23 protein-coding genes and 1 riboswitch are annotated in these 26,746 nt (G+C 41.1%); of the genes, 12 read left to right on the top strand and 11 right to left on the bottom strand.

Features of this window, described 5'->3' with window-relative positions; translation table 11 throughout:
- Nucleotides 1–144 precede the first annotated feature (144 nt).
- The 7 genes from HMAT_RS27285 (at nucleotide 145) to HMAT_RS23385 (ending at nucleotide 8,481) form a co-directional block, all read left to right on the top strand.
- The gene (locus tag HMAT_RS27285; RefSeq protein ID WP_199768745.1) at nucleotides 145–1,620 is read left to right on the top strand and encodes a YgcG family protein; all 1,476 of its coding nucleotides are present in this window, start codon (nucleotides 145–147) and stop codon (nucleotides 1,618–1,620) included.
- Nucleotides 1,621–1,784: 164 nt separating this feature from the next.
- Entirely contained in the window at nucleotides 1,785–2,390 is a 606-nt protein-coding gene (locus HMAT_RS23410) for a CDP-alcohol phosphatidyltransferase family protein (protein ID WP_104385258.1), read from the top strand.
- Entirely contained in the window at nucleotides 2,383–3,261 is an 879-nt protein-coding gene (locus HMAT_RS23405) for a phosphatidate cytidylyltransferase (RefSeq protein ID WP_104385257.1), read from the top strand. The genes HMAT_RS23410 and HMAT_RS23405 overlap by 8 nt, the downstream gene beginning before the upstream one ends.
- A complete protein-coding gene (locus HMAT_RS23400; RefSeq protein WP_104385256.1) occupies nucleotides 3,262–4,293 on the top strand; it encodes a patatin-like phospholipase family protein in 1,032 nt (343 codons plus the stop codon). It abuts the gene before it with no gap.
- 222 nt (nucleotides 4,294–4,515) lie between these two features.
- On the top strand, nucleotides 4,516–5,271 hold the full coding sequence (locus HMAT_RS23395; protein WP_104385255.1) for an SDR family NAD(P)-dependent oxidoreductase: 756 nt from the start codon (nucleotides 4,516–4,518) through the stop codon (nucleotides 5,269–5,271).
- On the top strand, nucleotides 5,253–6,677 hold the full coding sequence (locus HMAT_RS23390; protein WP_104385254.1) for a phosphatase PAP2 family protein: 1,425 nt from the start codon (nucleotides 5,253–5,255) through the stop codon (nucleotides 6,675–6,677). The genes HMAT_RS23395 and HMAT_RS23390 overlap by 19 nt, the downstream gene beginning before the upstream one ends.
- A 97-nt stretch (nucleotides 6,678–6,774) precedes the next feature.
- Nucleotides 6,775–8,481 carry a bifunctional alpha/beta hydrolase/class I SAM-dependent methyltransferase gene (locus HMAT_RS23385; protein WP_104385253.1) on the top strand — a complete coding sequence of 569 codons (1,707 nt, stop codon included), beginning with the start codon at nucleotides 6,775–6,777 and terminating at the stop codon, nucleotides 8,479–8,481.
- 451 nt (nucleotides 8,482–8,932) lie between these two features.
- On the opposite strand, the gene HMAT_RS23380 is transcribed toward HMAT_RS23385, so the two are convergent.
- From HMAT_RS23380 to HMAT_RS23350, 7 genes are all read right to left on the bottom strand, one after another.
- Entirely contained in the window at nucleotides 8,933–9,136 is a 204-nt protein-coding gene (locus HMAT_RS23380) for a DUF2683 family protein (protein ID WP_104385252.1), read from the bottom strand.
- A gap of 240 nt (nucleotides 9,137–9,376) precedes the next feature.
- Nucleotides 9,377–14,221, bottom strand: a complete 4,845-nt coding sequence (locus HMAT_RS23375; RefSeq protein WP_104385251.1) for a DNA repair ATPase — start codon at nucleotides 14,219–14,221, stop codon at nucleotides 9,377–9,379.
- Nucleotides 14,222–14,326: 105 nt separating this feature from the next.
- Complete coding sequence (locus HMAT_RS23370; protein WP_104385250.1) at nucleotides 14,327–16,444, bottom strand: flotillin; 2,118 nt, start codon at nucleotides 16,442–16,444, stop codon at nucleotides 14,327–14,329.
- Nucleotides 16,445–16,563: 119 nt separating this feature from the next.
- Entirely contained in the window at nucleotides 16,564–17,286 is a 723-nt protein-coding gene (locus tag HMAT_RS23365; RefSeq protein WP_104385249.1) for an OB-fold-containig protein, read from the bottom strand.
- Between the two features lie 11 nt (nucleotides 17,287–17,297).
- The gene (locus tag HMAT_RS23360; protein WP_104385248.1) at nucleotides 17,298–17,492 is read right to left on the bottom strand and encodes a DUF4177 domain-containing protein; all 195 of its coding nucleotides are present in this window, start codon (nucleotides 17,490–17,492) and stop codon (nucleotides 17,298–17,300) included.
- Nucleotides 17,479–18,186 carry a PspA/IM30 family protein gene (locus HMAT_RS23355; protein WP_104385247.1) on the bottom strand — a complete coding sequence of 236 codons (708 nt, stop codon included), beginning with the start codon at nucleotides 18,184–18,186 and terminating at the stop codon, nucleotides 17,479–17,481. The genes HMAT_RS23360 and HMAT_RS23355 overlap by 14 nt, the downstream gene beginning before the upstream one ends.
- A 4-nt stretch (nucleotides 18,187–18,190) precedes the next feature.
- Nucleotides 18,191–18,580 carry a YbjN domain-containing protein gene (locus HMAT_RS23350; protein ID WP_104385246.1) on the bottom strand — a complete coding sequence of 130 codons (390 nt, stop codon included), beginning with the start codon at nucleotides 18,578–18,580 and terminating at the stop codon, nucleotides 18,191–18,193.
- Nucleotides 18,581–18,672: 92 nt separating this feature from the next.
- Here HMAT_RS23350 and HMAT_RS23345 point away from each other — a divergent pair, with 92 nt between their 5' ends.
- The 3 genes from HMAT_RS23345 to HMAT_RS23335 all read left to right on the top strand — a co-directional run bounded on the left by HMAT_RS23345 (nucleotide 18,673) and on the right by HMAT_RS23335 (nucleotide 20,613).
- On the top strand, nucleotides 18,673–19,332 hold the full coding sequence (locus HMAT_RS23345) for a helix-turn-helix domain-containing protein (protein ID WP_104385245.1): 660 nt from the start codon (nucleotides 18,673–18,675) through the stop codon (nucleotides 19,330–19,332).
- A gap of 228 nt (nucleotides 19,333–19,560) precedes the next feature.
- Nucleotides 19,561–20,013 carry a hypothetical protein gene (locus tag HMAT_RS23340; protein WP_104385244.1) on the top strand — a complete coding sequence of 151 codons (453 nt, stop codon included), beginning with the start codon at nucleotides 19,561–19,563 and terminating at the stop codon, nucleotides 20,011–20,013.
- Between the two features lie 201 nt (nucleotides 20,014–20,214).
- Nucleotides 20,215–20,613, top strand: coding sequence for a hypothetical protein (locus HMAT_RS23335; RefSeq protein ID WP_158656072.1), 399 nt, complete (start codon nucleotides 20,215–20,217; stop codon nucleotides 20,611–20,613).
- Between the two features lie 64 nt (nucleotides 20,614–20,677).
- On the opposite strand, the gene HMAT_RS23330 is transcribed toward HMAT_RS23335, so the two are convergent.
- Nucleotides 20,678–21,073 carry a single-stranded DNA-binding protein gene (locus HMAT_RS23330; protein ID WP_104385242.1) on the bottom strand — a complete coding sequence of 132 codons (396 nt, stop codon included), beginning with the start codon at nucleotides 21,071–21,073 and terminating at the stop codon, nucleotides 20,678–20,680.
- A 187-nt stretch (nucleotides 21,074–21,260) separates the two neighbouring features.
- Between HMAT_RS23330 and HMAT_RS23325 the strand changes: the two genes are divergently transcribed.
- Nucleotides 21,261–21,623, top strand: coding sequence for a hypothetical protein (locus tag HMAT_RS23325; protein ID WP_104385241.1), 363 nt, complete (start codon nucleotides 21,261–21,263; stop codon nucleotides 21,621–21,623).
- 154 nt (nucleotides 21,624–21,777) lie between these two features.
- Here HMAT_RS23325 and HMAT_RS23320 read toward each other — a convergent pair whose 3' ends face one another.
- Nucleotides 21,778–22,359, bottom strand: a complete 582-nt coding sequence (locus HMAT_RS23320) for a helix-turn-helix domain-containing protein (protein ID WP_104385240.1) — start codon at nucleotides 22,357–22,359, stop codon at nucleotides 21,778–21,780.
- A gap of 440 nt (nucleotides 22,360–22,799) precedes the next feature.
- Here HMAT_RS23320 and HMAT_RS23315 point away from each other — a divergent pair, with 440 nt between their 5' ends.
- On the top strand, nucleotides 22,800–23,285 hold the full coding sequence (locus HMAT_RS23315; RefSeq protein ID WP_233789543.1) for a lipopolysaccharide assembly protein LapB: 486 nt from the start codon (nucleotides 22,800–22,802) through the stop codon (nucleotides 23,283–23,285).
- A gap of 91 nt (nucleotides 23,286–23,376) precedes the next feature.
- Here HMAT_RS23315 and metE read toward each other — a convergent pair whose 3' ends face one another.
- Together metE and HMAT_RS23305 are read right to left on the bottom strand one after the other, a co-directional pair.
- Nucleotides 23,377–25,689 carry a 5-methyltetrahydropteroyltriglutamate--homocysteine S-methyltransferase gene (metE, locus tag HMAT_RS23310; protein WP_104385239.1) on the bottom strand — a complete coding sequence of 771 codons (2,313 nt, stop codon included), beginning with the start codon at nucleotides 25,687–25,689 and terminating at the stop codon, nucleotides 23,377–23,379.
- A 74-nt stretch (nucleotides 25,690–25,763) separates the two neighbouring features.
- A riboswitch (SAM riboswitch) is annotated at nucleotides 25,764–25,867 on the bottom strand.
- Nucleotides 25,868–26,019: 152 nt separating this feature from the next.
- Nucleotides 26,020–26,709, bottom strand: coding sequence for a response regulator transcription factor (locus HMAT_RS23305; protein WP_104385238.1), 690 nt, complete (start codon nucleotides 26,707–26,709; stop codon nucleotides 26,020–26,022).
- Between the last annotated feature and the right edge of the window lie 37 nt (nucleotides 26,710–26,746).

Genomic DNA, 26,746 nt, shown 5'->3' with positions numbered 1-26,746 from the left:
CAGTAATAGCTCAAACGAATATTGAATTATAAAGGCCCATAATCAACCAATTATGGGCTTTTCTTTGACGGAAACGTTTGTTTGATTTTTTTTTCTTAATATCGTGACAATGAACCGAATTTTATTGTTCTAGTTGTCTAAAATATGCATAGATCACATCAACTCTATATCTTTATTTTACTTTGGCTAAGCTGCTGTTTGAAAGCTGTTCCGGTGTTGGCCCAGTATACCGTTGATAATATTCCCAGTCCGAAGCAGCGGGGTCAGGACTATTTTGTGTCCAATCCTGATGGGATTTTGTCGGCAGGCACGGTCTCGGAGCTAGATGCCCTATCGACCCAGATCGAAGCAGCTACTAAAAGTGAGTATGCGATTGTATTGGTCAATGACTATGTTGGTGACAGCGATTTTGAATTTGCACTCAAATTATTTAATACTTGGGGTATCGGTAAGAAGGAAAGCAATAACGGTTTATTATTATTTATTGCCAAAGACCGGCGGGAATATCGTTTTATTACGGGGTATGGAATGGAAAGTACCTTACCTGATGTCTATTTAAAGCGGATTGGCGAGAAGTATCTGGTACCTAATTTTCGAAATGGAAATTATGACCAAGGAGTTCTCGAGGCTTCACAATTTATAAAAACCATCCTAATGTCACCCGATAGCCGGGCTGAATTGGAGCGCCTGATGCCTGAAGCAACTCCGATCTGGAGCTTCAGAAGTCCTATCCTGAGAAATTCACTTTTGGTACTGGCTTTATTTGCCATCTGTTATATCTGGCTGGGGGAGGTGACCCGCGCGATAAAGGGACAACTGACCAAAAAAAGCAAGTACTTTCCACCGCTGGTTAGCGGCTGCGGTTGTATGGGTTTGTTGATGTTTGCCAGTGTATTCATCTGTGCTTTTGCCCTCAATAACTTTGAAGTGGTCTATCAATGGAAAAACCTACCTTACTTTATTTTTATATTTGGCAGTATAACGCTGGCGATGAAATATAATGCAAGCCGGACGCAGATTGTCAATTCCTATCGTGATGAGGAGAATATCCAGCAAGCTTTGCGTAAGTTTCGTGTTTGGGGACTTATTCCATTAGTGCTGAGTCCTCTGGCTTTGTTTGATCTCTTTGGAATAAATAAGCGGATTCGAAAAAATGAACTCCGTCTGACCCCTCCGGAGGGTTCGGGACCTTGGTTACGGATGAATAAGGATGATGTATCTATGCGAGAAAACGCTTACTTGGATAAGGGGCAGCTCATGGAAGAGAAAATTGGCAGTCGATCTTACGAGATCTGGGTAAATCAGTCAAGCAATGAAATCAAGCTGGTTCCCTGGGATGAAAACGCAGGCTACTTGGATTGTCCTGAATGTCATTATCGTACCTTTGAAACAGGGCTTTCACATACCATCCGATCTGCGACATACAGTTCACAGGGCCTGGAGGAGCGTTTTGATAAATGCAAGAACTGTGGTCATCGCGTATCCCATGGTGAGCATACTATACCTGTTAAAGTAAGGTCTTCATCAAGCAGATCTGGTGGCGGAGGCTCCAGCAGTGGCGGCGGCGGAAGTTTTGGTGGAGGATCTTCAGGTGGTGGTGGTGCTGGCGGAAGATGGTAATTCGTGATTTAGGAGCAAAAAAAAAGGTTTTCAAACGGGGAGAATGAAAACCTTAAATAACCAATTATAAACCTAAATTATGATGACACAAATATAGTGTATTTTTTACACTATCAAAAATTTTTTTTGAAAAAAAATAAAAAAGTAAGTTACATAGCGTATATATGATTTCTGTCTATAAATTAAAACCAAAGTTTCAGCAGTTATTGATGCCGATTCTGACCTTCTTGCATCGGAAGAAGGTAACGGCCAATCAGATTACAATTGGCTCAGTCGCTTTGTCTTTGGTTATTGCGGTACTGTTTTGGTATGCAGACCGGATGCCAATGTTGTTTTTGGCATTACCGATTGGTTTATTACTGCGGATGGCTTTCAATGCACTAGACGGGATGATGGCCCGTCTTTTCAATCAGACGAGTAAAATGGGGGAAGTGCTGAACGAGGTGGGCGATATTGTCTCCGATGTCCTGATCTTCTTTCCCTTGCTGAAATTTCATCCCGAGAGTTTATATCTGGTGGTAGGCTTTATTGTTTTGGGTGTCATCAACGAATTCTGCGGTCTGATCGGAAAGGTTGTCGCCAATGATCGTCGTTACGACGGACCTATGGGTAAAAGCGATCGTGCACTGCTGCTGGGGGTATACGGGATTTTGTGTTTGTTGCATATTTCGATCACTGCATTTTCGGGCTATATTTTTGCGGTGCTATGTTTGTTATTGGTCTTGAGTTCCATAACGCGATTGAGAAAGGCATTGGTGGCACATGAGTGAAGTATCTAATCCGAAGGACAAGTTTGCTGATGTCCCTGTAAGGGTCAGAAGCTGGGGCTACATTGTACTTGTATTGGCGATTGCTTTCGTCCCCCAGACAACATCTTTGCTGTTTGTTTCTTGGCTTACCTTTCAGGGCCTGCGCGAATTTATGAAGATGTTTGTGCCCAATTTTAGTTTTGCGTTGCCCTTTGCTGTTGTCGTTGGTCTATTACAATTGCTCCTTTTAATCTACTGCTCTTATGGAGCTTACTTGTCATGGGCTGCACTGTTGTGCGTAGGGATTGGTTTTTTTTTTCGGCTGGGACAGAAAACAACGGTTAGCACTGCGATCGGAATGGCCTTTGGAGCGGCTGCCTGTCTGTTTGCATTCAGTCAGCTGGCGTTTATACGGGCAGTAGAAATCCATCAGGATGAATTAATGGGATTACGGCTTGTAGCCTATATCATCGTTTTAACGGAACTCAATGACGTATTCCAATACCTTATGGGTAAATTCTTCGGTAAACGGAAGATCGTGCCGCGTATCAGCCCAAACAAAACTGTTGCCGGATGTATCGGTGGTATCGGGTTGACGGTAATTTTGAGTAATATCTTGGGTTACTTGTTATTGCCATTCGGGGATTTGATCTGCTTTTCGTTGCTTGGTCTACTCTTTGGTGCTTTAGGATTTTGTGGCGATGTGCTTTTCTCTTTTTTAAAACGTAAGACTGGAGTCAAGGATACGGGTACATTAATTCCCGGACATGGGGGATTACTGGATCGGATAGATAGCCTGGTGTTTAATGCACCTGTTTTCTATGGAGTGATCTGCCTGGTGTCGCAAAACCAGCATCTCATGGTTCAAATCTCTTATCTCAAATCTCATTAAATGAATTATCAACGAGCAGTTTTATTTTCAGGTGGTGGTACGCGTTTTGGCTTGTACCTGGGAATGTATGCCGCGTTGGACGAACTGGGGTTAAAACCAGATCTACTGATTGCTAGCTGTGGCGGATCGTTGGCTGCTGCGATTATTCAGTCTTTTGCAACGGGGGGCGAACGGAAATCTTATCTCCAATCCGAAGAGTTTTATCGCTTCTTCTGCGGACATCAGCTTACGGAGCAGCGTCATCTGGGCAAACTGGGTTGGTATGTGCTGAAAAAACAGTGGGATAAAAGATCTGCTCCATATCTGGAAGATGTCTTTGATCGTTATCTAGTTCATATGGAACCTGATCTTTCGCCCTTGTTACCGACTTTGAACCGCCCATTTTCGGAAGATATACCGTCGATTATTATTGGCTCGAAAATGCTTTTTGACCGCTCGGCAGTCGGGGTGAAACGTAGCGGACGTAAGCTTTATCAGAAAGTCCTGATGGGGAATGCAACGGCACTATCGAAAGTAGATCGGGATAGTGTCCAGATTCAAGGTGAAAATTATGGACAAAGTGCGGTTGCCCCAACTATCGCGATAAACCCGGAGATCACATTGTTGGAGGCTGTTCGTATCTCCATGTCGGATATGTTTTATATTGAGCCGATACAAAGGAATGGGGAATATTATGCAGGGGGAGCCATTGATCTGGTGCCTGTAGAACTGGCGCAGTCTTTGGCAGCAGAAGTTGTCTGTGAACGGAAGCAGCTATATAAGTTACAGGAGGAGGGATTGGTCAGGGCGGTATTGGGCTTTAGTGGGAATCAACGCCTGCGGGATATTGATCAGCAATATCAGGGGATTCGATGGATCGATACGGCTGATGCCGCTGAACAGTTAAAAGGAAACTATTGCAAAAAAGGCATAGATTGGCGTAGATTTGAAATCACATTGTCCCTTCCGGCCAGTCTGGATGAATTTGCGACTGCAATGGAAGCACAATGGAATTATGGCTATCGGAAGACGCTGGAACTGCGTATAGTGTAGTACACAATGTATCGGGATAATGGTCGTGGGGAGAGATGGCGTGCGAGCGAAGAGATCGTATACGATGTAGATAAAATGTGAAGTTTAGGAGGGTTTGGATGTGTATATGGTTGAGCTGGGTTCTAATGGAGAATTTAGGTGACAGAAATCGAAGATTTATTTATGTGACAAGATGGCCCCAACGGGGATAACAGAATCGTTATTTTTTTTGTATAATATAAAATGAAGGTATTTATCGCAGGCGGAACAAGTGGAATAGGTCTGGCACTAGCAAAATGCTATCTCCAACAGGGGGCTGAAGTTGCCGTATGTGGGCGAGATCTTTCAAAGCTGGTCAATCGGCCAGCATACGATGCGCTCATCAAATTTGAAGTAGATGTCTGTGATCGGGAAGTACTGGCGGATGCCGTTGGTTCTTTCTGTAATCATCTGGCATTGGATCTTTTTATCAATTGTTCAGGAAGCTATGCCGATGATGTGGCACAGCGCATCAGTTATGAGGAGGCAAGTGCGATGCTCCACATCAATATGCTGGGGACGATCCATTGTTTTGAAGTCGCCCGCGAAGCCATGCGTGGACAATCAACAGGGCAGATCGCCACAATTGCATCCGTCTCGGGGACTTTAGATTTTCCGAATTCAAGTTTATACAGCAAAACAAAGCGGGTCGCAATTCAAGTAGCTGATGCCTACAGAAGGGCACTGCTTCCGTATGGGATTGCCGTGACAGTCATTGCACCGGGATATGTGGATACAACTAAACTTCGCGAACTTAATCGGCAGGATCTCTCCAAAAAGCCCTTTTTGATCAGCGTGGACGATGCCGCGCAACGCATCTTAAAGGCGATACAGCAAAGGAAAGAAACCGTGATTTTTCCGATGCGCATGAAATGGCTGATGGGATTTTTAGGCCTGCTTCCCCATGTATTGTTAAGTAAAATCATGTTTAGGAAAGCCAAATGGATGAAAAACGATTAAAAAAGGTAGGCGGGCAGCTCCTTGTTGCTATTTATTGCCTATTGCTTTTTCAATTAACCTATCCCTTTACAGCAGCCTATGTCGCCAGCATCGCTGCGGTACCTTCTTTTGTATTTGATTTTGAACAACATATTCCATTCATTCCGTGGATGATTCTTCCCTATATGAGCAGTGGTTTGTTTTTTTGCCTTGTGCCGTTTTACTGTGGGCAAAAGAAGGAACTTCTGTGCTATGCAAAGCGGTTTACATTTGTCACCCTGATTGCTGCACTATGTTTTCTCCTTTTTCCGCTGCGGTTTTCTTTTGACCGACCGCAGGTCGAAAATCCTTTATTTACAATTTTCTTTTCCTTCTTAAAGGAATATGATTCGCCTTTTAATCAGGCGCCCTCTCTGCATGTCGCGTATGCCTATCTTTTTTGGTCTGTGCTACGCTGGAAGTTCAACGGATGGAAGAAAATAATTTTGGGCATCTGGCTCCTGTTGATGGGCCTAGGAACATTAACTGTATATCAGCACCATACGATCGATCTGTTGACAGCTTGCCTACTGGTTCAGGCCAGTTTTATCCTCTTTCCGAATGCCATTGAACAATCGGCACAAGGAGTGGCTATAGGTCAAAGCAGGGAACGGAACGAAGAGAAAGCTGAGAAATCGGGCATTGATACCCAAAATCTTGATAGTTGTCGTCCGGTAGTCAGAAACCAACAACTCGCAAATAGTTATTACCTCATCGGGTGGATATTCACGCTACTGGCACTGCTTTGCGAGGGATACGTGTTGCCTTTGATTGTTTTTGCTTGGGTAGCCTTCGTCTGCTTTGCGGTAGGTTACAGTTATCTGCACAATAATACGCGGTTTTTAAAGGATCATCAGGGTCGAATACCGCTGATAAAGAAAGTATTTTACGCTCCTTACCAATTTGCTTACTGGCTGATGTGGCGTTTTTTTAGAAAGAAAAATAATCCGCCACTGGTGGAGTTATTGCCTCGTTGTTATGTGGGGCCAAGGTTGAACGCTTCGGAGTTTGTAGCCTTGGGATTGGATCGCAATCTGGTTGTTTTTGACCTCGCGGCTGAACTGGAGGACGTAAAACTCTTAGGTGCCATGGAAAAATATTATTCTTTCCCTTTGCTGGATATTGCGGAGTTCGATGTGCATGATGCCCATGTGATCATAGATGCAATGGTGTCTGCCTACCGTGCATTGGGCGTGCATGAAAATATGATCATTCATTGCACAATGGGTTATAGCCGGAGCATGATTTTTGCTATTTTGATGATGCGGGAATTATTATCTTTAGATTTAAATAAAGCTATTGATCAGCTGAAATTGGCCAATGGACATATGGTGTTACATGATCATGCGATCCAGCTGATGAAAATTATCATCGCGGGCAGATCGTGATCAAAAAGGGTGGCTTGGTCTTTGTTTTTAAAAGGCATATCGAAAGAGAAACTAGAATTACATACACCATTGAATAGATGGAATAAATTATAAAAAGATGAAATCAGGTTATTTTAAGAGTTTCGATCAAGGGGAACTACTATATCGTGTTTGGAATTATCAACAGGGACAAAAGGCTTTAGTTGTATTGCACCGTGGGCATGAACATTCAGAACGCCTGCAGGAGATGGCTACCGATCCGCAGTTTGCCGATTATTCCATCTTTGCATTTGACCTACGTGGACATGGCTACACCAAAGTGCCTGTATCACCTGTTTTTATGGATAATGTGCGCGATCTGGACGGTTTTGTGGCCTATATCCGCACCGAATATGCGGTTGACACAAAGGACGTCTTTGTCATCGCCAATAGCATTGCAGGGGTCATTGTGAGTGCTTGGGTGCATGATTTTGCACCTCCGATCGCGGGAATGGCCTTATTGGCCCCTGCCTTTGAGATTAAACTGTATGTACCACTGGCCAACCAGATGATTGCGCTTGGAACCAAGCTGAAAAAGGATCTTGTTATCCAAAGCTATGTCAAGGCGAAGGTATTGACCCATGATGTCGAACAACAGCAGGCTTACGATGCTGATCCATTGATCTCAAAATCCATTAACGGCGCCCTATTGGTAGACCTATTAAAGGCTGGTGTGCGTATCGTCGAGGATGCAGCCGCCATAGATATTCCCGTGATCGTGCTATCCGCCGAAAAGGACTATGTGGTTAAAAACTCGCTGCAAAAGCAATTCTTCGTGTCGATAGCTTCCAAGTTGAAGACATTTATTACCCTACGCAATTTTTATCATGGTATCCTGTTTGAATCCAACAGACAGAAGGTCTATGCTTATTTAAAAGATTTTATTACGAAAGCCTATGCAAGGCAAATGCCCGAACAGGGGCTGGAGCCTGACGAGTTTTCGGTAAAAGAATATGAGAAATTGTACCATAAGGTGATGCCAGCGGCTGAGAAGCTAAACTATGCATTCCAAAAATGGACTTTAGGCAAGATCGGATCACTGAGTCATGGTATGAATCTGGGACTTCAGTTTGGTTTTGATTCGGGAATCTCATTGGATTACGTATACCGTAATGAGCCGAAGGGCAGGTTGGGTTTAGGCAAAGTTATTGACAAAGGATACCTAGAAGCGATCGGCTGGAAAGGAATCCGTATACGCAAACAGCATCTCTTACGGCTCCTAGAAGAGAATATTGCGCGAGTCAAGTCTACAGGCCGACCTGTGAAAATTCTGGATATCGCTGGCGGCACCGGAAATTATTTATTTGATATCAAGGAAAAATATCCGGAGGTAGAGATTGTGATCAACGAGTTTCTGTTGCCAAATATTGCAGTTGGTGAGAAAACCATCAAGAAGAAAGCCCTCCAAGGAATACGTTTCACCAATTACGACTGTTTTGATCCGGCTACATACAGCAAACTGGATTTTGCACCTAATATTGTTGTCATCTCTGGTATTTTCGAATTGTTCGGCGACAATGGAATGGCCAGCAGGGCGGTACATGGAGCAACAGCTATTTGTGAGGAAAATAGCCATCTGGTCTATACTGGACAGCCATGGCATCCACAGTTGAAAATGATCGCTTATGTGCTGAACAGCCATCAGAAGAAAGATTGGGTCATGCGCCGACGTTCGCAGAAAGAACTGGATCGGATTATGGCTTACAATGGGGTGCGCAAGGAGCGGATGCTTATTGACGATTATGGGATATTTACCGTTTCTTCGGGGGCTGTGAAAGCCGGATAATCGTATTTCCGAACGATCTGTATACGGAATCGTAGCTAAGTAAGTTGTTGAATTGTTTGCATGTGCTTGGATAATTATTGTACATATGGAATGAACAGAGTAGGGGGGCAACTTGCGCCAAATAGATAGTGTTTAAGCTATGGATTTGGCGCAAGTTGACCCCCTTGTCTACGCAAAATACTCCATTTTCTGCTTCCATTGCTCAGAAATGTAGATTCAATCCGTTTGACAAAAAGACTTTATTTCACTCACAGGGACGTAACGGCATGATAGAAGGACTTTTTTACTTAACAAATCGTTCCTATTGCAGACACTGTGGAATAATGATATACTGGTGGACTATCTGTTGAGCGACATGTCCTTATTTCGGGATGATACAATGGTATTACTGAGAGAGCTGATCACCGCTTGAGACTGAGATATAGGGTAGTATACAATGAGCTTATTAAAATTACCGTAGATCATCAATGCCGATTTTAGTCCCTTTGCCGTTCTTAACATCAGCTCGGCCATTTTGTATCTTTTTTACAAAATCTGGATTATAGGTACTGCCTTCTACAGTGGTAGTCTCAAATTTCATTTTCAATGCTTTGGCAATTGCCTTGATTGCTTCAAGTTGCTCTTTGTTTTGCGGATGTAAAAGTATTGCTTCCATGATTAAGTCCTTTAAGTTCGTTCTTCTGCTAAATATTTAACCAAAGATCCTTTGCATAAATCTGCTAGTTAACTAGCGTGATCTACCTGTTAAAAAATTACGGCTAGTTAAACTCTTACAAAAATACTAGTTTTAAAACATGCTAACAATTTACATGTCAATTACCTTATGATATTCTGCTGTTCAAATTCTCTCCATTGACTCTATTCAAGTCAATGGAGAGTGATCGGGTATGTGGTTTTAGTTCTTATACTCCCGAATTGCCTGAATAATACCTTCCAGATTTTCATTGAAGTCCAGTAGCTGACCGAATACTTTATCGTCTTTGGCCAGTCCACCGTGTTTATTGTTCTTGCGGAAGATTTCTTTGATGGCTTCCCAACGTTCCTGCTCGACAGGGTTCAGTAGTCCGGCAAGCTCTTTTAGTTTTAAAAGGTTACTTTCAGTGTCCGCAGTGAGTGTCTGCGATTCGCTCTCATAGTGCGCGAGAAGAACCTGATCAATTTCCTGCTCATTCATCATCGGTACCACCTGTGCAACCAGTTTGCTCATATTCCGATACGATCCCTGCATTTTAAATGGCGGTTCGGTACGGTAATTATCCTGCATCGCTGCACTCTGAATATAATTCTGATTTACTTTGATCACGACATTTCTGATTTTTAGTACATGGCGCAGGACAGCGATAAAGTCATCAATATCCTGTTTAAGGTAGTTGCCCTCTAAATCGGGCAATTGATCCATAACAGACTGTGCATAATTGACCAGGGCGTAGAAGTCGTTAAAAGACTTGCTTGCAATTTTTTCGAGGTAACTGTTTTCAATAGCCGCATTTTCAATCAAACTGAGGTTGAATAATGCTTCGGTATCACCGATCACATCACCGAGATTGTACACATCGGCCCGGTTGGCAAGCATGTCGGGAATCTGAAACTTAGAGCCGCTCTCTGTATATGGATTTCCGGCCATCACGATGCAGAAGCGCTTGCCACGTAGGTCATAGGTCTTACTCTCGCCCTCAAAGATGCCATCAATCTTACGTTGACCATCGGCAAGAGAGATGAATTTCTGTAAAAACTCCGGATTTAAGTGCTGGATATCGTCCAGATACAGCATGACATTGTCAGCCATCTCAAATGCAAGATTGATCTTTTTGAGTTCTTCCCGTTCTCCGGATGTTTTCGCTTCAATCGGGTCAATGGATGTAATCGAATGACCAATGGTCGGGCCATTGATTTTGACAAAATGTAAGCCCATCGTTTTGGCTAAATATTCCATTAAGGTGGTCTTACCATAGCCCGGCGGCGAGATCAACAGGAGCATTCCCATACGGGCTGTACGCTTATTGTCCCCTGCAGCTCCAAGCTGTTTGGCGAGGTTATTTCCGATCAATGGGAAGTAAACTTCGTTGATCAGCTTATTACGTACAAAGGAGGTCAGTACTTTGGGCTCAAACTCACCGATCTTTAGTTCTTTGGCATAGGACTTTGCAAGCTGCTCTTTCAAGGTGGAGAAAGCCACAAAACGGGGTACATTATAATCAGCGAATTGCGCCAGACGTGCTAAAAACTCATGATATTGGATATGTTCCTCACCGTTGTTCAGGATTGCATGATTGCCTTTTAATCCGCTGATATGCGCATGGTCTTTTGCGATGATCAGGTGATACTCCTGGGTGGGATAAAGCAACATGATCGCTGCTTCTTCAATATATTTGCGTAGCGTAAGATATTCCGGATGCTCGTCCACAAAGGAGTTGAGCCAGTTTAAGGTCAGGTAAAAGCGATCTACCAAGCTAAATTGTTCGTTCTGAATATCCGCTTCAAATAGCTTGTAACTTTTCTTGGATTCCAGCAATCGAATAAACGCTTTTTTCAGGTCGTCGGATTGCTCACTGACGACAAAAGTATTGTAACTCGTGAAGGTCTGGAAAAGGTAAGTTGACAGGTCACGGCCATCTATGGCAGAGCGATCCAAGTGTGTCTCCCATGCATTGAATAACTTGGTCAGTTCATCAATGACAGACTGGTAACGATTTGAATTTGGAAACGTTTTTAAAATCGTGTGGGTAGAGTGTATCAGCGCCAATTGCTTTGCACGCTGATCATCCGAAAGGGATTTCCAAAAGAGTTGAGCCATCGTGCGCAATAGGGGATCATAGCGAAGCAGATCCAATTTGGTATCCAACTGTTTGACCGTATCATAGATCAACAGTGCATCCACATTGTGAACTCCTTTGACATAACCTTCCGAATAACTTTGCTCCACAGTCTGTGTGATGAATAATGCAGCATCAAAATCTTGTTGTCCTTTCGAAGCCAGGAATGCTTTGTATGCGAGGTATTCTGCACGATAGACTTCTTTATTTTCAGAAACAAGTTCCTGATCCCAGATATCCTGAAAAGTGTTGATTTCCTCGGCCTGCACTTTTTGATAGAAACTTGTCCCCGTCAGGTGGAAATACAGTTCATCATTTCTGCGCAGCAAGGTAAGGCTGAGGGATTGACTATTGACTGCAAACTTATGCTTGCCCAGCGCAATAATATTTTCGCCATCTACAAAGAGATCATTTTTGTCACGTAAAACCCGTAAGGCATCTTCCTGTGATTTCTTTAACAGATTTTCAAGGTTTTCTGCTTTTGAGACATCCTGCAGTGTTTTTAGCTCCTGTACCAACTGTCTGATTTTGTCGATCATCAGATCTGAAGCATAGAAGCTGAAGATTTCTTCACGGGTTGCGAAAGTCTTGGATTTGTTTTCAACGTTTTTTAATACTCGAAGGCCGATCTGTTCAAGCGAGGAAGTCCGCTTGTTGATCTGTTCAACGATTTGTTCCCTTCGGGAATTAAAAGCCTTAATAACCTCGTCACGCTTGTCTGCGATCTTGAGGGCAAAATCTTCAAATTCAGAAAATTTACTTTCAAGTTCCTCTAGCTGAACGAATACTTTTGTGTAATATTCGTCTACCTTTTCGGTTGTCGTTGACAGTTCGAGGTAGTTGGTCACGGATTGTTCCAGAAGGGTGAGCTGTGCGGAAAATTCGGCTATTGCTTCCGTACTCTTCAATGAATTGAGTTTTCGCGTAAGCTGTGCACGAACTTCATTTAAGGAGGAGAAAATAACCGAAATTTTCTCAATGATTTTGGTTGTCTGTGTGGAGTCGTCAATTTTTAGACTATTGAGGATATCAATCAATAGTTCCAGCTCGCTCGAAATGGCCGAATTGGCTTCCTCGATCGCTTTGGCATCATAAACCTTAACTATGGCCTCCACATTTTTCTTCTGCTGTTCTACCTTTTGTTCGTAAGGAAGCAGGGCTGCATCCCGTAGGAGGAAGGTAATGGTTTTTTCGGCCAGTCCAGAAGTGATGCCCTGCAATTTTTCCAACAGGTTATCTATGCTGACCGTATCAATATATTTTACATTTTTGAGGTCGATGATTTCACCCTGGAGACGACGGGCATCAGCCAATTGGTGGACGAGCTGATCGAGTTTCTCCACAACGGTGCTATTGATGGAAAAGGTGAGTTCTTCCATTTTCTTTTCTGCAGCCAGATTTAATTCCGCCGCATGTTTGCGTTGGGCTTGTACTTTGACAAATTCATCAATAGCGGTATTTGCGACTTCCTTGATCTGTGTTAATGGTTGGCCGAGATTTGATAAGGCGTCATCTTTTATCCAGAAATAGGAATCCAATAAAACCGTGGACTTTTTGAGGATATCTTCGTATAAACCTTCGTAGCTGTCCTCTTTGTTGATCAGCTGTATGACCTCCTGTGCCTCGGCCATCGCCTGCACGATCTGTTTATTGCCTACCTTATAGAGGGGATCGTCTTTCTTTTGCTCATTTTCTTTGAGCATAGCCATATAAGGTGTTTCCCAGATCTGCACCTGATGATGTCTGGTGGCTTCCGCCTCGGTGCGGAAATAAATTAAGCTACCATCTTTGAATAGGGTAAAACCGTTGCAGATAATCGGGGTCTCGACATGCTGCTGAATGATGTTATATGACAGTAGGATATAGGTATTGGTTTCCTCCTGACAGAAGATATACAGAAAATCTTCACCATTGGGGGAAGCTATCCTTCGTAGGAAGGATACCTGTTCAAACTGGGCGTCAAAAATCTTGTGTGTGCCATTTTGTAAGTAATATCCATTGGAAAAAATAATTCCCTGATTGTCCGGCAACAATATTGCTGATTCATTCAGTGATTTGAGGTTGACGACTTCCTTTGTCCGCTGGTTGTAGACGAAGGCCCTGAAATCTTCCTGGTACGGTTTGATCCGTACCGCAATAAGGTTGCCGAGATCCGCATAGTAATAATCGGCATCGTCCAATTGTTGGTCGGCATTGACTACTTTTTCGGAATAGATCCCTTTGCCACTGTCCGTATTGTTTTCGATCTTGAAAGTGATATCACCATTGATCGCTTCAATAAAGATCTTATCCATAATGGATATATGGGGATATTTTCCGAGGCGACGGTCTTCAAGCGTTGTTTTCGTCCAGTCAAATTCAAATTGATTGGGCAATTTGACTTCGTGGATGCTGCGGTCATCCTGATATTGGAGCTTACCATCATTGATCAGCCATTTGAACGCTTTGAGGTCAGCAGGATTTTTGCTGGTCTGAAAGATCATGTACAAATAGTTCTCCGTCCTACGAAATTTGGAGAATATGGAGTCCCTATAGTATTTATATAGATTTTGATAATCTGAGATGAAATTTTGATCGTTGATCAAGTCCAGGGACTGCGGAATAAACTGGTTATTCTCAAATGCATAAACACTGAAAACATCTTCCAGCTTGATCTCGGTACGCAGTCCAAAATGCACATTATACCCAAAAATACATTGATTATCCAAAGCCAGAATGCCACGGGCAACGCAGTTGTTTTCTGTGGTGATCCGTTGATTGGCTTTGAGGACAAAGCTCGTTGAATTGAAGACTTCTTTACGGGCTTCATTCAACTGCTGGAGCTTGGTCGCTAGTGCTTCTTTTTGTGTAAGAAGTCGCTTTCGGATAATCTCATATGCACCTTGGTCAAGGCTGTCGTTCTGATTTATTACGTTTTCTTCTGGCATAAAATGAGCAGTTCTCTACTGGATTGTTGTGACAAAATCAATTTTAATTATCCGCATGAACCATTTTGAAATGGTCTTGCGGATAAATAGTAAGCTTAAGATGTCTTAAGACAACTTTTTATTGGAAATGCCTAGGTTTTTTGCCAATCCAAATAGTGAATTGATAAAACCGGCATCTTCACCGTTCTCGGCATCTGTAGCTGCCTGTTGTAATTTGATCAAAGCCGCAGAAACGGTTAAGTTCTTGATGTCATTGGACGAAATACCATATTTATCTGCGAGTCCACGTACTTTCTCGGCGAGATCACCTTTACCGTCCGGGCCCAGCAATGAATTCTTGATATCGGTCGCATGTTTGGAATTGTCGATGAGATGGTCAAAACCTTTGGCATTGGATACCTGACGTACAATGTTTTCGAAGAACATGGTTTCACCACCGACGATGTCAATCTTCGCTGTTTTAAGCGCTTCGGACAAGACACTTGCTTGCGATTGGGCGATATCTTTTTGGATGTTGATCTGTGCAAGTTCAATGTCACGTTCTTTCTGTAGCTGTAATTTGAACTCTTCGTGATCTTTACCCACACCATCAAGTTTTTTCATGGCTTCGGCTTTCTCCTCAATACCTTTCGCTTCGGCAAGTGCTTTTTCGCGGACAACCTCGGCCTGTGCTAAACCTTCTTTGCGCATGGCTTCGGCTTTTTTCTCGATAACGTTTGCCTGTACCGTACCCTGCTTCTCCTCGGCTTCGGCTTTTGCCACCATTACTTCGGCTTCTGACAAGCCTAATGCGGCTTCTTCTTTCGCTTGTGCTTCCGCTATGATCTTACGGCTTTCGGCTTCTTTGAGTGATGCTTCTTTTTTCGCTTCGGCATCTATCAATAATTCTTGTGCACGTTTTTCAGCGATTTTGCGCGCTGCTTCGGCGTCGATTACTTTTTTCTCAGCTTCTTGTTCTGCCGCAATTTTTGCTGCTTCAGCCGCTTTCACCGTAGAAATTAATTTTTCTTCCGCTTCTTGTGATGCGGCGATAACGCCAGCTTGTTTCTTCCGTTCTACTTCACGAAATACTTCAATATCTCTGACACCTTGTTGCTCTTCGATAACGCCTTTTTCCAATTGGACGCGTTCTTTGATTACTCCTTGGATACTTTTCTTCTCAGTCTCTATTGAACGTTCTTTGTCAATCTGGGCCAAGGTAACAATGCGTTCACGTTCGGTTTGTTCCAATGCACGGTCTTTTTCCACACGTTCTGCTTCGACAGCATCCGTACGTTGTTTGTTTTTCTCGGCAATGATTATCTGACGTAGCTTATTTTCTTCCTGTACGGCGAGCTGCTCTTCGGTGGAAATGCGGACGCTTTCATATTTCAGTCGCTCTTCTTCACGTACCTTTGCGATCTCTGCTTCCTCGCGGGCCTTGATATTATCAATTTCACGTTTTTGTTTTTCTTCTTTTTCAGCGAGTTGACGATCCAATTCTAAAATCGCTTCACGGGCTTCGACGTTTTGCTTTTTGATCAATTTCTCTTCGTCACGACGGATAAAGTTGGCGTTGATATTTTGTTTTGCTGTCAGCTCGGTGATTTTCTTGATACCTTCACTATCCAGGATATTGCTGGGATTCAAATGTTCGATATCTGTCTGTTCCAGATAGTCAATCGCACAGTCATCAAGGATATAGCCGTTCAGGTCAGTACCAATGATGTCGAGGATTTCATCGCGAAACTCACGACGGGCTTCATACAATTCGATAAAGTCAAATTTCTTACCTACCGTCTTAAGTGCTTCAGAAAATTTGGATTCAAAGATGCTCTTTAGCGTTTCAGGCTCACTGGCACGGTCACAGCCCAAATTTTGGGCAACGTTGATCACATCGTCCACATTTTTGTTGACACGGACAAAAAAGGCCACCTTGATATCAGCACGGATATTGTCTTTACAGATCAGTCCTTCACCTTGCATACGGGCGATCTCAATTTTTTTGATGGAGATGTCCATGATTTCCATCTTGTGAAATACAGGGACGACATACATACCCTTGTTGAAGGCAACTTTAGTCCCGCCGACACCTGTCCGGACAATCGCCTTTCCCTGTGGGATCTTTTTATAGAATGCACTCAGTACAACGAAGAATGCAAAGACTAAAAAAACAGCTAAACCGACAATCAGCAATATAATTCCGTTTAAGCCGCTTAAAAATAAAAGAGGTTGATATAGCATATGATTAGTATTTATTTAGATTTTAGTATTTTGATATGGGTATTTGGATTTTGGTTGCGCAAGCCTATGGCTTACCTGTCAGGTCTTTAAACCTTGCTCCTTGTTCTTTTTATTTTCGATTAAATATTGTCAATGGTGATTTCCTTGGTGACATAATAGTATTTCTTGTCCTTGGATTCGTCCACGATAATGACATCATCTCCATAGCCGATCTTTTCGCCGTTATGGCTCACGACGTTGAGACGAATTGGGTCTTGTTGGATGATAAATTCAGCAGAACCTATTTTTTTGCCTTCAATACTTGCACGCATTTTGCCCATGCGGCCAAGGAAATCATGGCTTTCTTCGCCATTGTAGCCAATATTTTTGAACATTCTTGCTAAGGGTTTGGTTAGAAAATGCATTAAGAAAAACGTAACGATAAAAACAGGAATCAGGATCAATACGGATTTTATACCCCAGGAAGCGACATCAATAAACAATGAGGATACAATGGTGATCGACCAGCCAATGAATTTAAATAGGGTTACAATAAGCATAATCGGTACTTTACCGACATTGATATAATCCATTGCTTTCGCAAAAAAGCCCGGTTCGGTATGCGTATCGGAATCTGTATGCTGATGCGGATGATCTGATGCGCCGGCATCAATATCGTGCGAACCATCTACGTCGCTGACATCGGGAGTAGGATGTAAATCTACATCGGCATCCGCATCAAATAGATGCACACCATCGCCCATGAGGAACATAAATAACCAATACACTACAGACAGGCCTGTCAGGACCGTCATGATGCCATTTGATAATGGGTTGAATAAGATATTGATTAATTCTGTCATCGTATTTTCTTTTAAATTTTCTCTCTTTTGAACGTGTAATGAAACGACCAAGAATGACCATTGACCTCGAGATCTTGCATCGCAACCAATTCCCAGCCCTGATTACCTAGATCGTTAAGTATCTCATCAATTTTCTCCGGATCCAATTTGGTTCCCCAGAAACCTTTGGGTTCGATTTTGACTGTTTTATACTCAAACCTCCGCATCGCCATTTAATTTTCGTTTTAATTCTTCAAGTTCACTGTTGACGGAGTCCGAACCACCGATGGATTCATTGATTTCATCTACCTTGCTTTTGTTGCCCGTTGCGATCTCGCCATAAGCTTTGGCCAGAGCCTCGTCCTCTTCGACCTTTTCTTTCATGCGTTCCAGCATGGAAATGGTACTGTTAGAGTCAATGTTAGCTAGTTGCCGGTTGACCATTTTTGCCGCATTGGATACTTTAACTCTTGCTTTTAAGGTTGATAATTCACTTTCCCATTTAGCTATATTGAATTTAAGTATATCCACATTTTTATGCAACTCCTCTGCGGAACTCTGATGAATCGTCGCCTGTTTTTCCAGCTCAGTGGCTTCGATCAACAATTGCTTTTTCAATAGGAGGGCCTCTTTGGCTAAGCTTTCTGCCTTTTCGGTAGAAAGTTCTCCTTTTTGGGCCTTTTGCAATAATATAATAGCTTTGTTTTCAAATTCATTGGCCTCTTCTTTTTTCTTTTCACAGTTATTCTGCGTACGTATGGCCAAGGCCTTTACTTTTGCATAAGCTTCTAGCGACTGCTCTAGGTCTTCTTTCATCTCACGGATACCTTGTTCCGTCATTTTGATGGGGTCCTCCATTTTGTCCACTACAGCGTGGATTTCTGCTTGACCGATTCTGAAAATTCTCTTAAAAATATTCATTATTCTATAATTTTGAAAAACTAATTAACTGATTATAATATTCGCTGATCAAAAGACTGAGCGAATTGATGGCGGCATCAAATTCATTCTGATCAAGATTATGTATCTGTAGCGTATATCGGAATATAACTTTTCTGCCGTCCTCCGTCAAAGCAAACCCACCATGGATGATATCTCTATTTTTGATGAGCAACGATTTGAACATATCCATGTTTTCGTTGTTGATGGTAAATAAGTACTGCTCGAAAATTACGATAGGCTGTGCAATGCCCACAATGAGATTGCGAATACCATCATCTTCGTTTTCGATTACAAAAACACCTTCTTTTTCATCCTTATGGGTAATGTTATAACCGATATTGGCGATATAATTTTCAATTTTTGAGAAGTACATAATCAAGTTTTTTTATATATTGCACATATTCTTTGCATAAAGATAATAAAATGCAAAAATATTTTGCAAGAAAAAATTAATTTTTTTTTAAAATGAGTAACGTCGGGAATAATATTAAGAAGCTGAGAAAGGTGAAAGGATTGAGCCAGCAGGCTTTTGGGGATGTTTTTAATCTCACTAGAGGGAATATTTCATCTTACGAAGAGATGCGTGCTGAACCGAAAATAGAGATTGTCTTAAAAATTGCAAATTATTTTGGCATTCCTGTGCAGCACCTGATTGAAAAAAATCTATCTGTTAACGAGATTCTCAACTTTAACGATTATTTTCAGCCCGATACGCCTGCAGTGGGCGGCAAACGATTGTCACAGGTTCCGCTATTGGAACGGGAAGCCCTGTTAGATGCCTGTACCTATGTATCAAAATTGAATGAGCTTCCGGTAATTGAGTTCCCGCTGCAAAGCCGCAATCGTTTTATTGCGATGGAATATACGGATGCTATACCAGTACCCGGCGATTTCACTGTATCAGCACAATCGATTCTATTTTTTGAAGAAATTGATATTGAAAGTCTGCATACACTAAATAATGCCTTTGGTCTGTGTTTTTCGGCAGAGGACTTCTTTATTGGAAAATATATCACAGCAGAAACAGAAATAAGCTTGGTGTTAAACGCTTGGAAAAAAGTTGACTTTGTATTGACCGAGAAGGGAAACTTTTGGAAATTGTATGGTAAATTTGAAAGAATATAGGTTGGTATTAGTGCTCGGGACCGAACTAGAGCTCATTTATGCCTATGGGATTAAGCACTCATGCTGCCTAAGTCAGCATGAGCCGAGTGAAACGAGTTCATAGATACAATTGAAAATAGATAGTTGTGAATAATGCCTTCAAGGGAAAATTGACTAATGAATAAACAAACCGAGTGAAAACGAGCTCATTTACCGATGAGATCAACACTTCTTAAATAATTTAAACAGATGAAAAAACAGATCTTATTTGTCCTTTTGATATCGTCGCTTGCTTTTATCGGCTGTCAAAGCAACGAGACTAATAAACCGAAAAGCGACCAAATCTCTGAAAAACCAGCTGTAGAAAAAATTGAAACCACCGTTAAAATAGGCGAGAAAGCAGGTTGTTCAACGGAAGAGGCGATGAAATTAATCCTGGCGCTGAAAGAGGTTGAGGAAAGCAAAAGAAACTTGGATAGCTTGACAGATCACAAAGCCAATATCTCGTTTATGATCGATAGTTTGAAACAGGATGGAAGAGAGCTGTATTCTCTTACGGCTGGATATAATAGTGAAGAGAGATTTGAACCTTATTATCATTTCTATTTGAACAAGAGTGATTGCAAGGGTATCCAGATTCTGGACATCGTTTCTGGAGAATACCTTCCTTTGGAGAGCTGGAGGAGCCAGAATCGTAATTAACACCATACTTTTGTTACAATCAGGGACTATTTCAATCATCGGATATTTAAATTTAAGCGCATGGGAAAGGGAAATACTGAGGTTTTTTAATATTTATTTGTTTTGTGAAAAAAATATATTTGCATTATAAATTAAAATAATCCAAATTTAAGTTGGTAAATAATTTTAATTTATTATAAACTTATTCGTTTCATGAAAAAAATGATATTATCTGCGGCAATTGCTGCAATTTTCCTTGTTTCTTGTAATAATGCAGATAGCAAAAAAGTAGAAACAAAGGATACGGTCACAACGACTGATACACAAGGCGGTGTTGCCCAGACAACTACGACAGAGACTACAACGACTACTGAAGTACCAAAGTTTAGCTCTCCAGAAGCACAACAGTTGGCAGACGATTACACAAAATATGTGAATGAATATGTTGCTGCTGCCAAAAGCGGAGATGCGACTAAAATTCAGGAGTTAGCCGGAAAACAACAGGAATGGGCTACAAAAACTGCTACCGCTCTTACCAAATTAACTCCGGAAGATGCGAAGTTATGGTCAGAGTATGCTCAAAAGCTAGCAGCAGAGTTAACTGCGAGTGCAACAAAATAATTTTTTTGATATAAAGCGGAAAGTAGGACAACATGAGAAGTCCTACTTTCTTTTTATCCCTAAATTAAAACGGGAGCTCATCCTCATCCTCCTCTTGTAGTGCCGGAATTTCCTCGTTTGAGCAAGTATGATCTGATAGAATCAAAAGGCTGTCAACTTTGATTTCAGTAATATACCGCTTTGTTCCGTCAGCATTTTCATAGTTACGATAGGTAAGTTTTCCTTCAACCATCAGTTTGGTCCCGCGGCTACATCTCTTTTCAATGGTATTGTTCTGTTTACCCCAAATAACAAGTGTATGCCATTGCACTTCTTCCACCCATTCACCCGCTTTGTTTTTGAAAAGATCATTCGTGGCAAGTCGTAAAACAGAGTAAGTGGTCCCTGTCGAAGTGGTTTTGATTACAGGATCATTCCCTAAATGACCGATTAATTGTACTTTGTTACGTAATGTGCTCATTTTGTTTAATTTTTAAATGTTTCTAATAATTCTTATTTTAGTTACTGGTCATTAACCTTCAATTGATGTGGAATGACCTTAAGCAAAGATGAAGAGGAGAAAGCCTAATAATCGTCTGTTTACCATTTGTATTCGACTATAGTCGGTTGTAACCGTTTGTTGTCGTTTAAATTTCATATTAAACACTATGGAAAAAGTCTGTTTGGAATGTGGGCAAAATATAAAGGGAAGATCGGATAAGCGCTTTTGTGACGACTCTTGCCGAAATACATATAACAATAAACTGAATAGCGATCAAACTAATCTTGTACGCAACGTGAATAATATTTTGCGTAAGAATCGCCGTATTCTCATGGATGTACTGAATGGGGAGGAGAAGGGGATGCTGAAGGTACAGCGGGAAAAATTAAAAAGACTGGGATTTGATTTCAAATTTCACACACATACATTTACTACGAGCAAAGGTCAGACCTATAATTTTATTTATGAGATGGGATATCTTGCTTTAGAAAAAGATCTGATATTGGTTGTTCAAAAAAAACCATTATAATATTTAACAACAATTTGTTCTTAATCTCAGCGCTTTCCCTCTTTATTTCTTTTGGGAAATGTTCTTCTGTTTTTTTAAACCTATTCTTGCAGCTTTGTTTTCAGCTTGCCCGAAGGATGAATTTCGATTCGGGCAAACTGAATACCGGTTATGCTTAACTTACATCGGATCCTTTAATTCGAAAATAGTTTACTGCTGTGAAAATGATAATCACGACATAATAGCATACAGGGATCAGCAGAAAAAGCCAGCTGTTAAAGATGTAATTTAAAGATGATGGCAACCCAATTTTTAAAAAATCTGCTACAAAAATATAGCCTATAAAGGCACCGAGAAATAAAAGGCCAGTGGCATGTATGATGATGATCTTTTTTAGATGCATGCTGTATTGGGCATCTCTATTTTGCTTGGTGTAGCCCATAATCGCTGGGACCAACAATCCTAATAGTGGGTTGACCAGAAAAGTTAAGGAAGCTAAATAAAGTGCCTTTATACTTCCACTTTGGTTTTTGTCGATACTGATTTGATTTACATTTGGCATAATTAATTGTTCTAAAGGGATTTCTAAAATCTGACTGATTTGTCTTAAACTGAAACCACTGATCTCTTCTGTCCCCTTTTCGATTCGTTGTACTGTTCTTAGAGATAAGCCGGCTTGATTGGCGAGATCCTGTTGAGTCAGTCCTCTGAGTTTTCTAGATTGTTTGATAAGTTTATTTACTGTTTGACTTTCCATGAAACGAAAATGACTAAAAGGTTTATGATTTTAAAAAAAACGATATGACAATAATATGCCAATCCTATAGTAGGTTTGTAAGTTGTTAATAATCAAATATTTTGTAATATGATAAATATTTTGAATCTTTGCAGCACAATAAGGTATTAATATAAAATAAAAAAACGGAAGAATATGTTTGCTATACTAAAAACCCCAGCTTCGTCCTCAAAGAAGAGTCTTGGGCATATTCTCCGGAATACCGCACTCTCCTAATCTTCTTTTCCGGACCAATTTTGGCGCTTGTATATGACATCAGATTGTGTGTCTGTATTGCCAAGAGATCATTTGAAATGATCTAACCGTTAAAAGGAAATGGCATCTGTGTGGCTAGAGGTAGCCGCAAGAAGCTTAATACTCATGTAATGTTTAAAAAAAAACAATGAATTCAGTGAATAAATATGTTCTCCAGGCCTTGGATAATTATCCAAGGCCTGGAGGATACGCTAGAATCCTTATCCTATGCCTTGTCATACGATGAATCTAATACCATGGCATTGTGTCTAATGGGACGGGTCTATGCGGAGCAGCTGTTTGATTATGAACAGGCAAAGAAATATTTTCAGGAAGCTTTAAGCCATAATGTCCATGCTTTGGAGGTATATCCTTATTTTATACAGACCTTGATAGAAATGGAGGATTACGAAGCGGCAAAGAAAACCATCAAATATGCGTTGACATTGCCAGGAATGTCCCTAGCCGTAATCTGGATCAAGAAGGTGCTGCTACTTGAGAAATTAAAGAAATATAAAAAGGCTTTAAAAATCCTCAAAATCGCTAAGTTGGATAATCTGAACAGCGATCTGTCCACGATCATAAAGTCTATTGAAGATCGGATTAAAGGAAAATTGGAAATGAATAAGACGGGCAAAAAGCGAAGTAAATAACAGACGAAGACGCTTGATGTCGGATAAAGTATTCAAAAAATAAGCCCTAGATGAAATCTCATCTAGGGCTTTTATCAATATAGTTTAAGAATTATTCTGCTCTTAAGATTTTCGCAGCTTCAACCATAGATTCTAAAGCTGCTTTAGTTTCAGGCCAAGCACGAGTTTTCAAACCACAGTCAGGGTTAACCCAAAGTTGTTCAGCAGGAACTACCGCTTTTGCTTTGCGCAATAGGTCTACCATCTCATCTTTGCTTGGTACGCGTGGTGAGTGGATATCGTATACACCAGGACCGATATCGTTCGGGTATTTGAAATCACCTGCAAAAGCATTCAATAATTTCATTTGCGAACGTGAAGTCTCAATTGTAATGACGTCTGCATCCATTGCTGCGATATCTTCGATCACGTTGTTGAACTCAGAGTAACACATGTGCGTGTGGATCTGCGTATCATCTTCTACGTTGGATGAAGAAACACGGAATGCACGTACAGCCCAGTTAAGGTAGTCTTTTTGATCTGCTTTACGTAATGGTAAACCTTCGCGGATCGCAGGTTCATCGATCTGAATAATTTTGATACCCGCTTTTTCCAAAGCTTGTACTTCATCTAGGATCGCCAATGCGATTTGGTAAGTTGTTGTTGAACGAGGTTGGTCATTACGTACGAAAGACCATTGTAAGATGGTAACTGGACCAGTCAACATCCCTTTAACTGGACGGTTAGTCAATGATTGAGCGTATGAAGACCAACGTACAGTCATATCCTCTGGACGGTATACATCTCCATAAATGATCGGAGGTTTCACACAACGTGAACCGTAGGATTGTACCCAACCGTTTTGTGTGAATGCATATCCAGCCAATTGCTCACCGAAGTATTCAACCATGTCATTACGTTCGAACTCACCGTGAACCAATACATCGATATCCAATTGCTCTTGAAGACGGATTGTATTTTCTGTTTCTTCAGCAATCGCTTTATCGTACTCTTCTTGTGTGATCGATCCTTTTTTCAAATCAGCTCTCCATTTACGCACATCTTTTGTTTGTGGGAAAGAACCGATCGTCGTCGTAGGGAACGCTGGTAAGTTGAATTTAGCTTGTTGTGCTGCCTTACGGTCAGCAAAAACTGATGTACGTTTTGCATCATCATCAGTAATGTTGCTTGTACGTGTTTTAACTTCTTGTTTGTGGATCAAAGGAGAAGTACGACGGCTTTCAGCTGCAGCTTTGTTTGCTTCGAAACGTTTTGTCGTTTCTGCATCAACTTCACCTTCAGCTAAAATCGCAAGATCTTTTACTTCCGCTAATTTCTGTTTTGCGAATGCTAACCAGTTTTTAACTTCTGCAGGCAATGATTGCTCGTTGTGCTCATTATCCAAATCAAAAGGAACGTGCAATAAAGACGAAGAAGGAGCAATCCAAACACGGTCTTTTCCTAATGCATCAACTGCCTGTTTGATTTTAACCAATGATTTTTCGTAATCGTTTTTCCAGATGTTACGGCCTTCAACAATACCCAAAGATAATGTCAATGAAGCCGGAACTTTTGCTAAAACTGTATCCAATTGGTTTTCACCACGTACTAAATCCAAATGTAATGCATGGATCGGTAAGTTAACTGCGATATCCTCGTTGTCTTTTAATGCTTCGAAGTAAGTTGTCGCGATCAATTTGATATTTTTGGCAGCAGCGGCCAATTTCTCAAAAGTAGGTTGGTATAATGCTTTTACTTTTGCGTCTAGATCCAAGGCCAAGAAAGGCTCGTCAATCTGAACATATTGTGCGCCAGCTTCTGCCAATTTAGCCAAGATTTGCTCATATACAGGTACCAATTTGTCCAATAGGTCGATACGGTCGAAACCAGCTTCTTTTTCTTTACCAATCAAAAGGTAAGTGATAGGGCCAAGTAAAACTGGTTTTGTCTCAATACCCAATGATTTTGCTTCGTTGTATTCATTTAAGAATTTCTCAGAAGTCAATTTGAACTCTTGATCTTTTGTGAATTCAGGAACCATGTAGTGGTAGTTGGTATCCAACCACTTGGTCATTTCCATTGCGGTTACGTCGATTCCCTCTTGCTGGAAACCGCGTGCCATTGCAAAATATAAGTCTAAGCTGTAGTTGTTGTCTACTTTATTCAATAAAGAATGGTAACGAGCAGGAATTGCACCAACAGTAAGGGTTAAATCCAATACTTGATCGTAAAAAGAGAAGTCGTTGGAAGGGATCAGATCTATTCCAGCATCTTTTTGTGTTTTCCAATTGCCTTCACGAATTTTTTTTGCTGTGTCCAATAATTCCTCAACAGAAGATTTTTTAGCCCAATAGGCCTCATTGGCTTTTTTCAATTCGCGGAACGCGCCCACACGAGGGTAACCTAAATTGTTAGTCAATAACATAATAATGTTTTTAATATTTCTTTACAACTATATTTCTTGCTAGAGAGAAGGACACACTAGAATTCGGTGACTTCGGCTTATCATTCCCATATCAAGTAGGGTAGAATTTAGCACCTTGTCAAGGGACAGGTTGCTAAGGCTTCATCGGGTCTATTCCCTCTGCCTTTCTCTATAAGCGACGCTAAGTTAGTACATTTCTTTTTGATATGCAAATTTTTTATAAAAGTGCATGTATTTTTTATAATCTACTAAGGATAGAAATGTTTTATTTCTTTCTTTTCATTGGAAAGGAGGGTGAAATTGTTCAATGGAATCTCACCCCCTATGCCGTTAGCTCACCAGAAGTTTGTAACCTTTTCCGTGTACATTGACGATTTCGACCTTGTTATCTTCTTTTAGATATTTGCGAAGTTTGCTGAGAAATACATCCATACTTCTGCCGGTGAAATAGTTGTCATCATGCCATATTTTTAATAATGCCTCTTCACGAGTCAATACATCATTCTTTTTTAAACATAGTAGGCGAAGTAACTCAGCCTCTTTTGTTGACAATTTCTGCATCTGGCCTTTGTAAGAAATCTGCTGACTTGTATAATCAAAGAAGTAGTCTCCAATTTCAAATTTGTCTGCAACCACTTCATCTTCTTTGTCTCTGACACTACGTTTCAGTAGGGCATTAATCCGAAGAAGTAGTTCCTCAACACGGAACGGCTTGGTAATATAATCATCTCCACCTAATTCAAACGCTTCAGTCTTGTCTTCCATCATCCCCTTTGCGGTGGCGAAGATGATCGGTACAGTGCTATTTGTTTTTCTGATTTCACGGCCCACGGTAAAACCGTCTTTTTTAGGCATCATGACATCGAAAATGCATAAGTCGTAATCATTTTTTTTGAATTGGGAAATGGCTTCGTCCCCATCTATACAGAGCGTGACGTCAAATTTTCCCTTTAATTCGAGATAATCCTTTAAAAGATCCCCCAAATTGGGATCATCTTCTGCTAATAATATCTTTTGCATAATGAATCTATTAATTTTCACTAATGTTCCCTGAATA

The sequence above is a fragment of the Sphingobacterium sp. HMA12 genome, from assembly GCF_002933815.1.
Lineage (GTDB): Bacteria > Bacteroidota > Bacteroidia > Sphingobacteriales > Sphingobacteriaceae > Sphingobacterium.
Note: the sequence above shows the minus strand (reverse complement) of the source record. Positions and strands in the feature narration are given on the sequence as shown.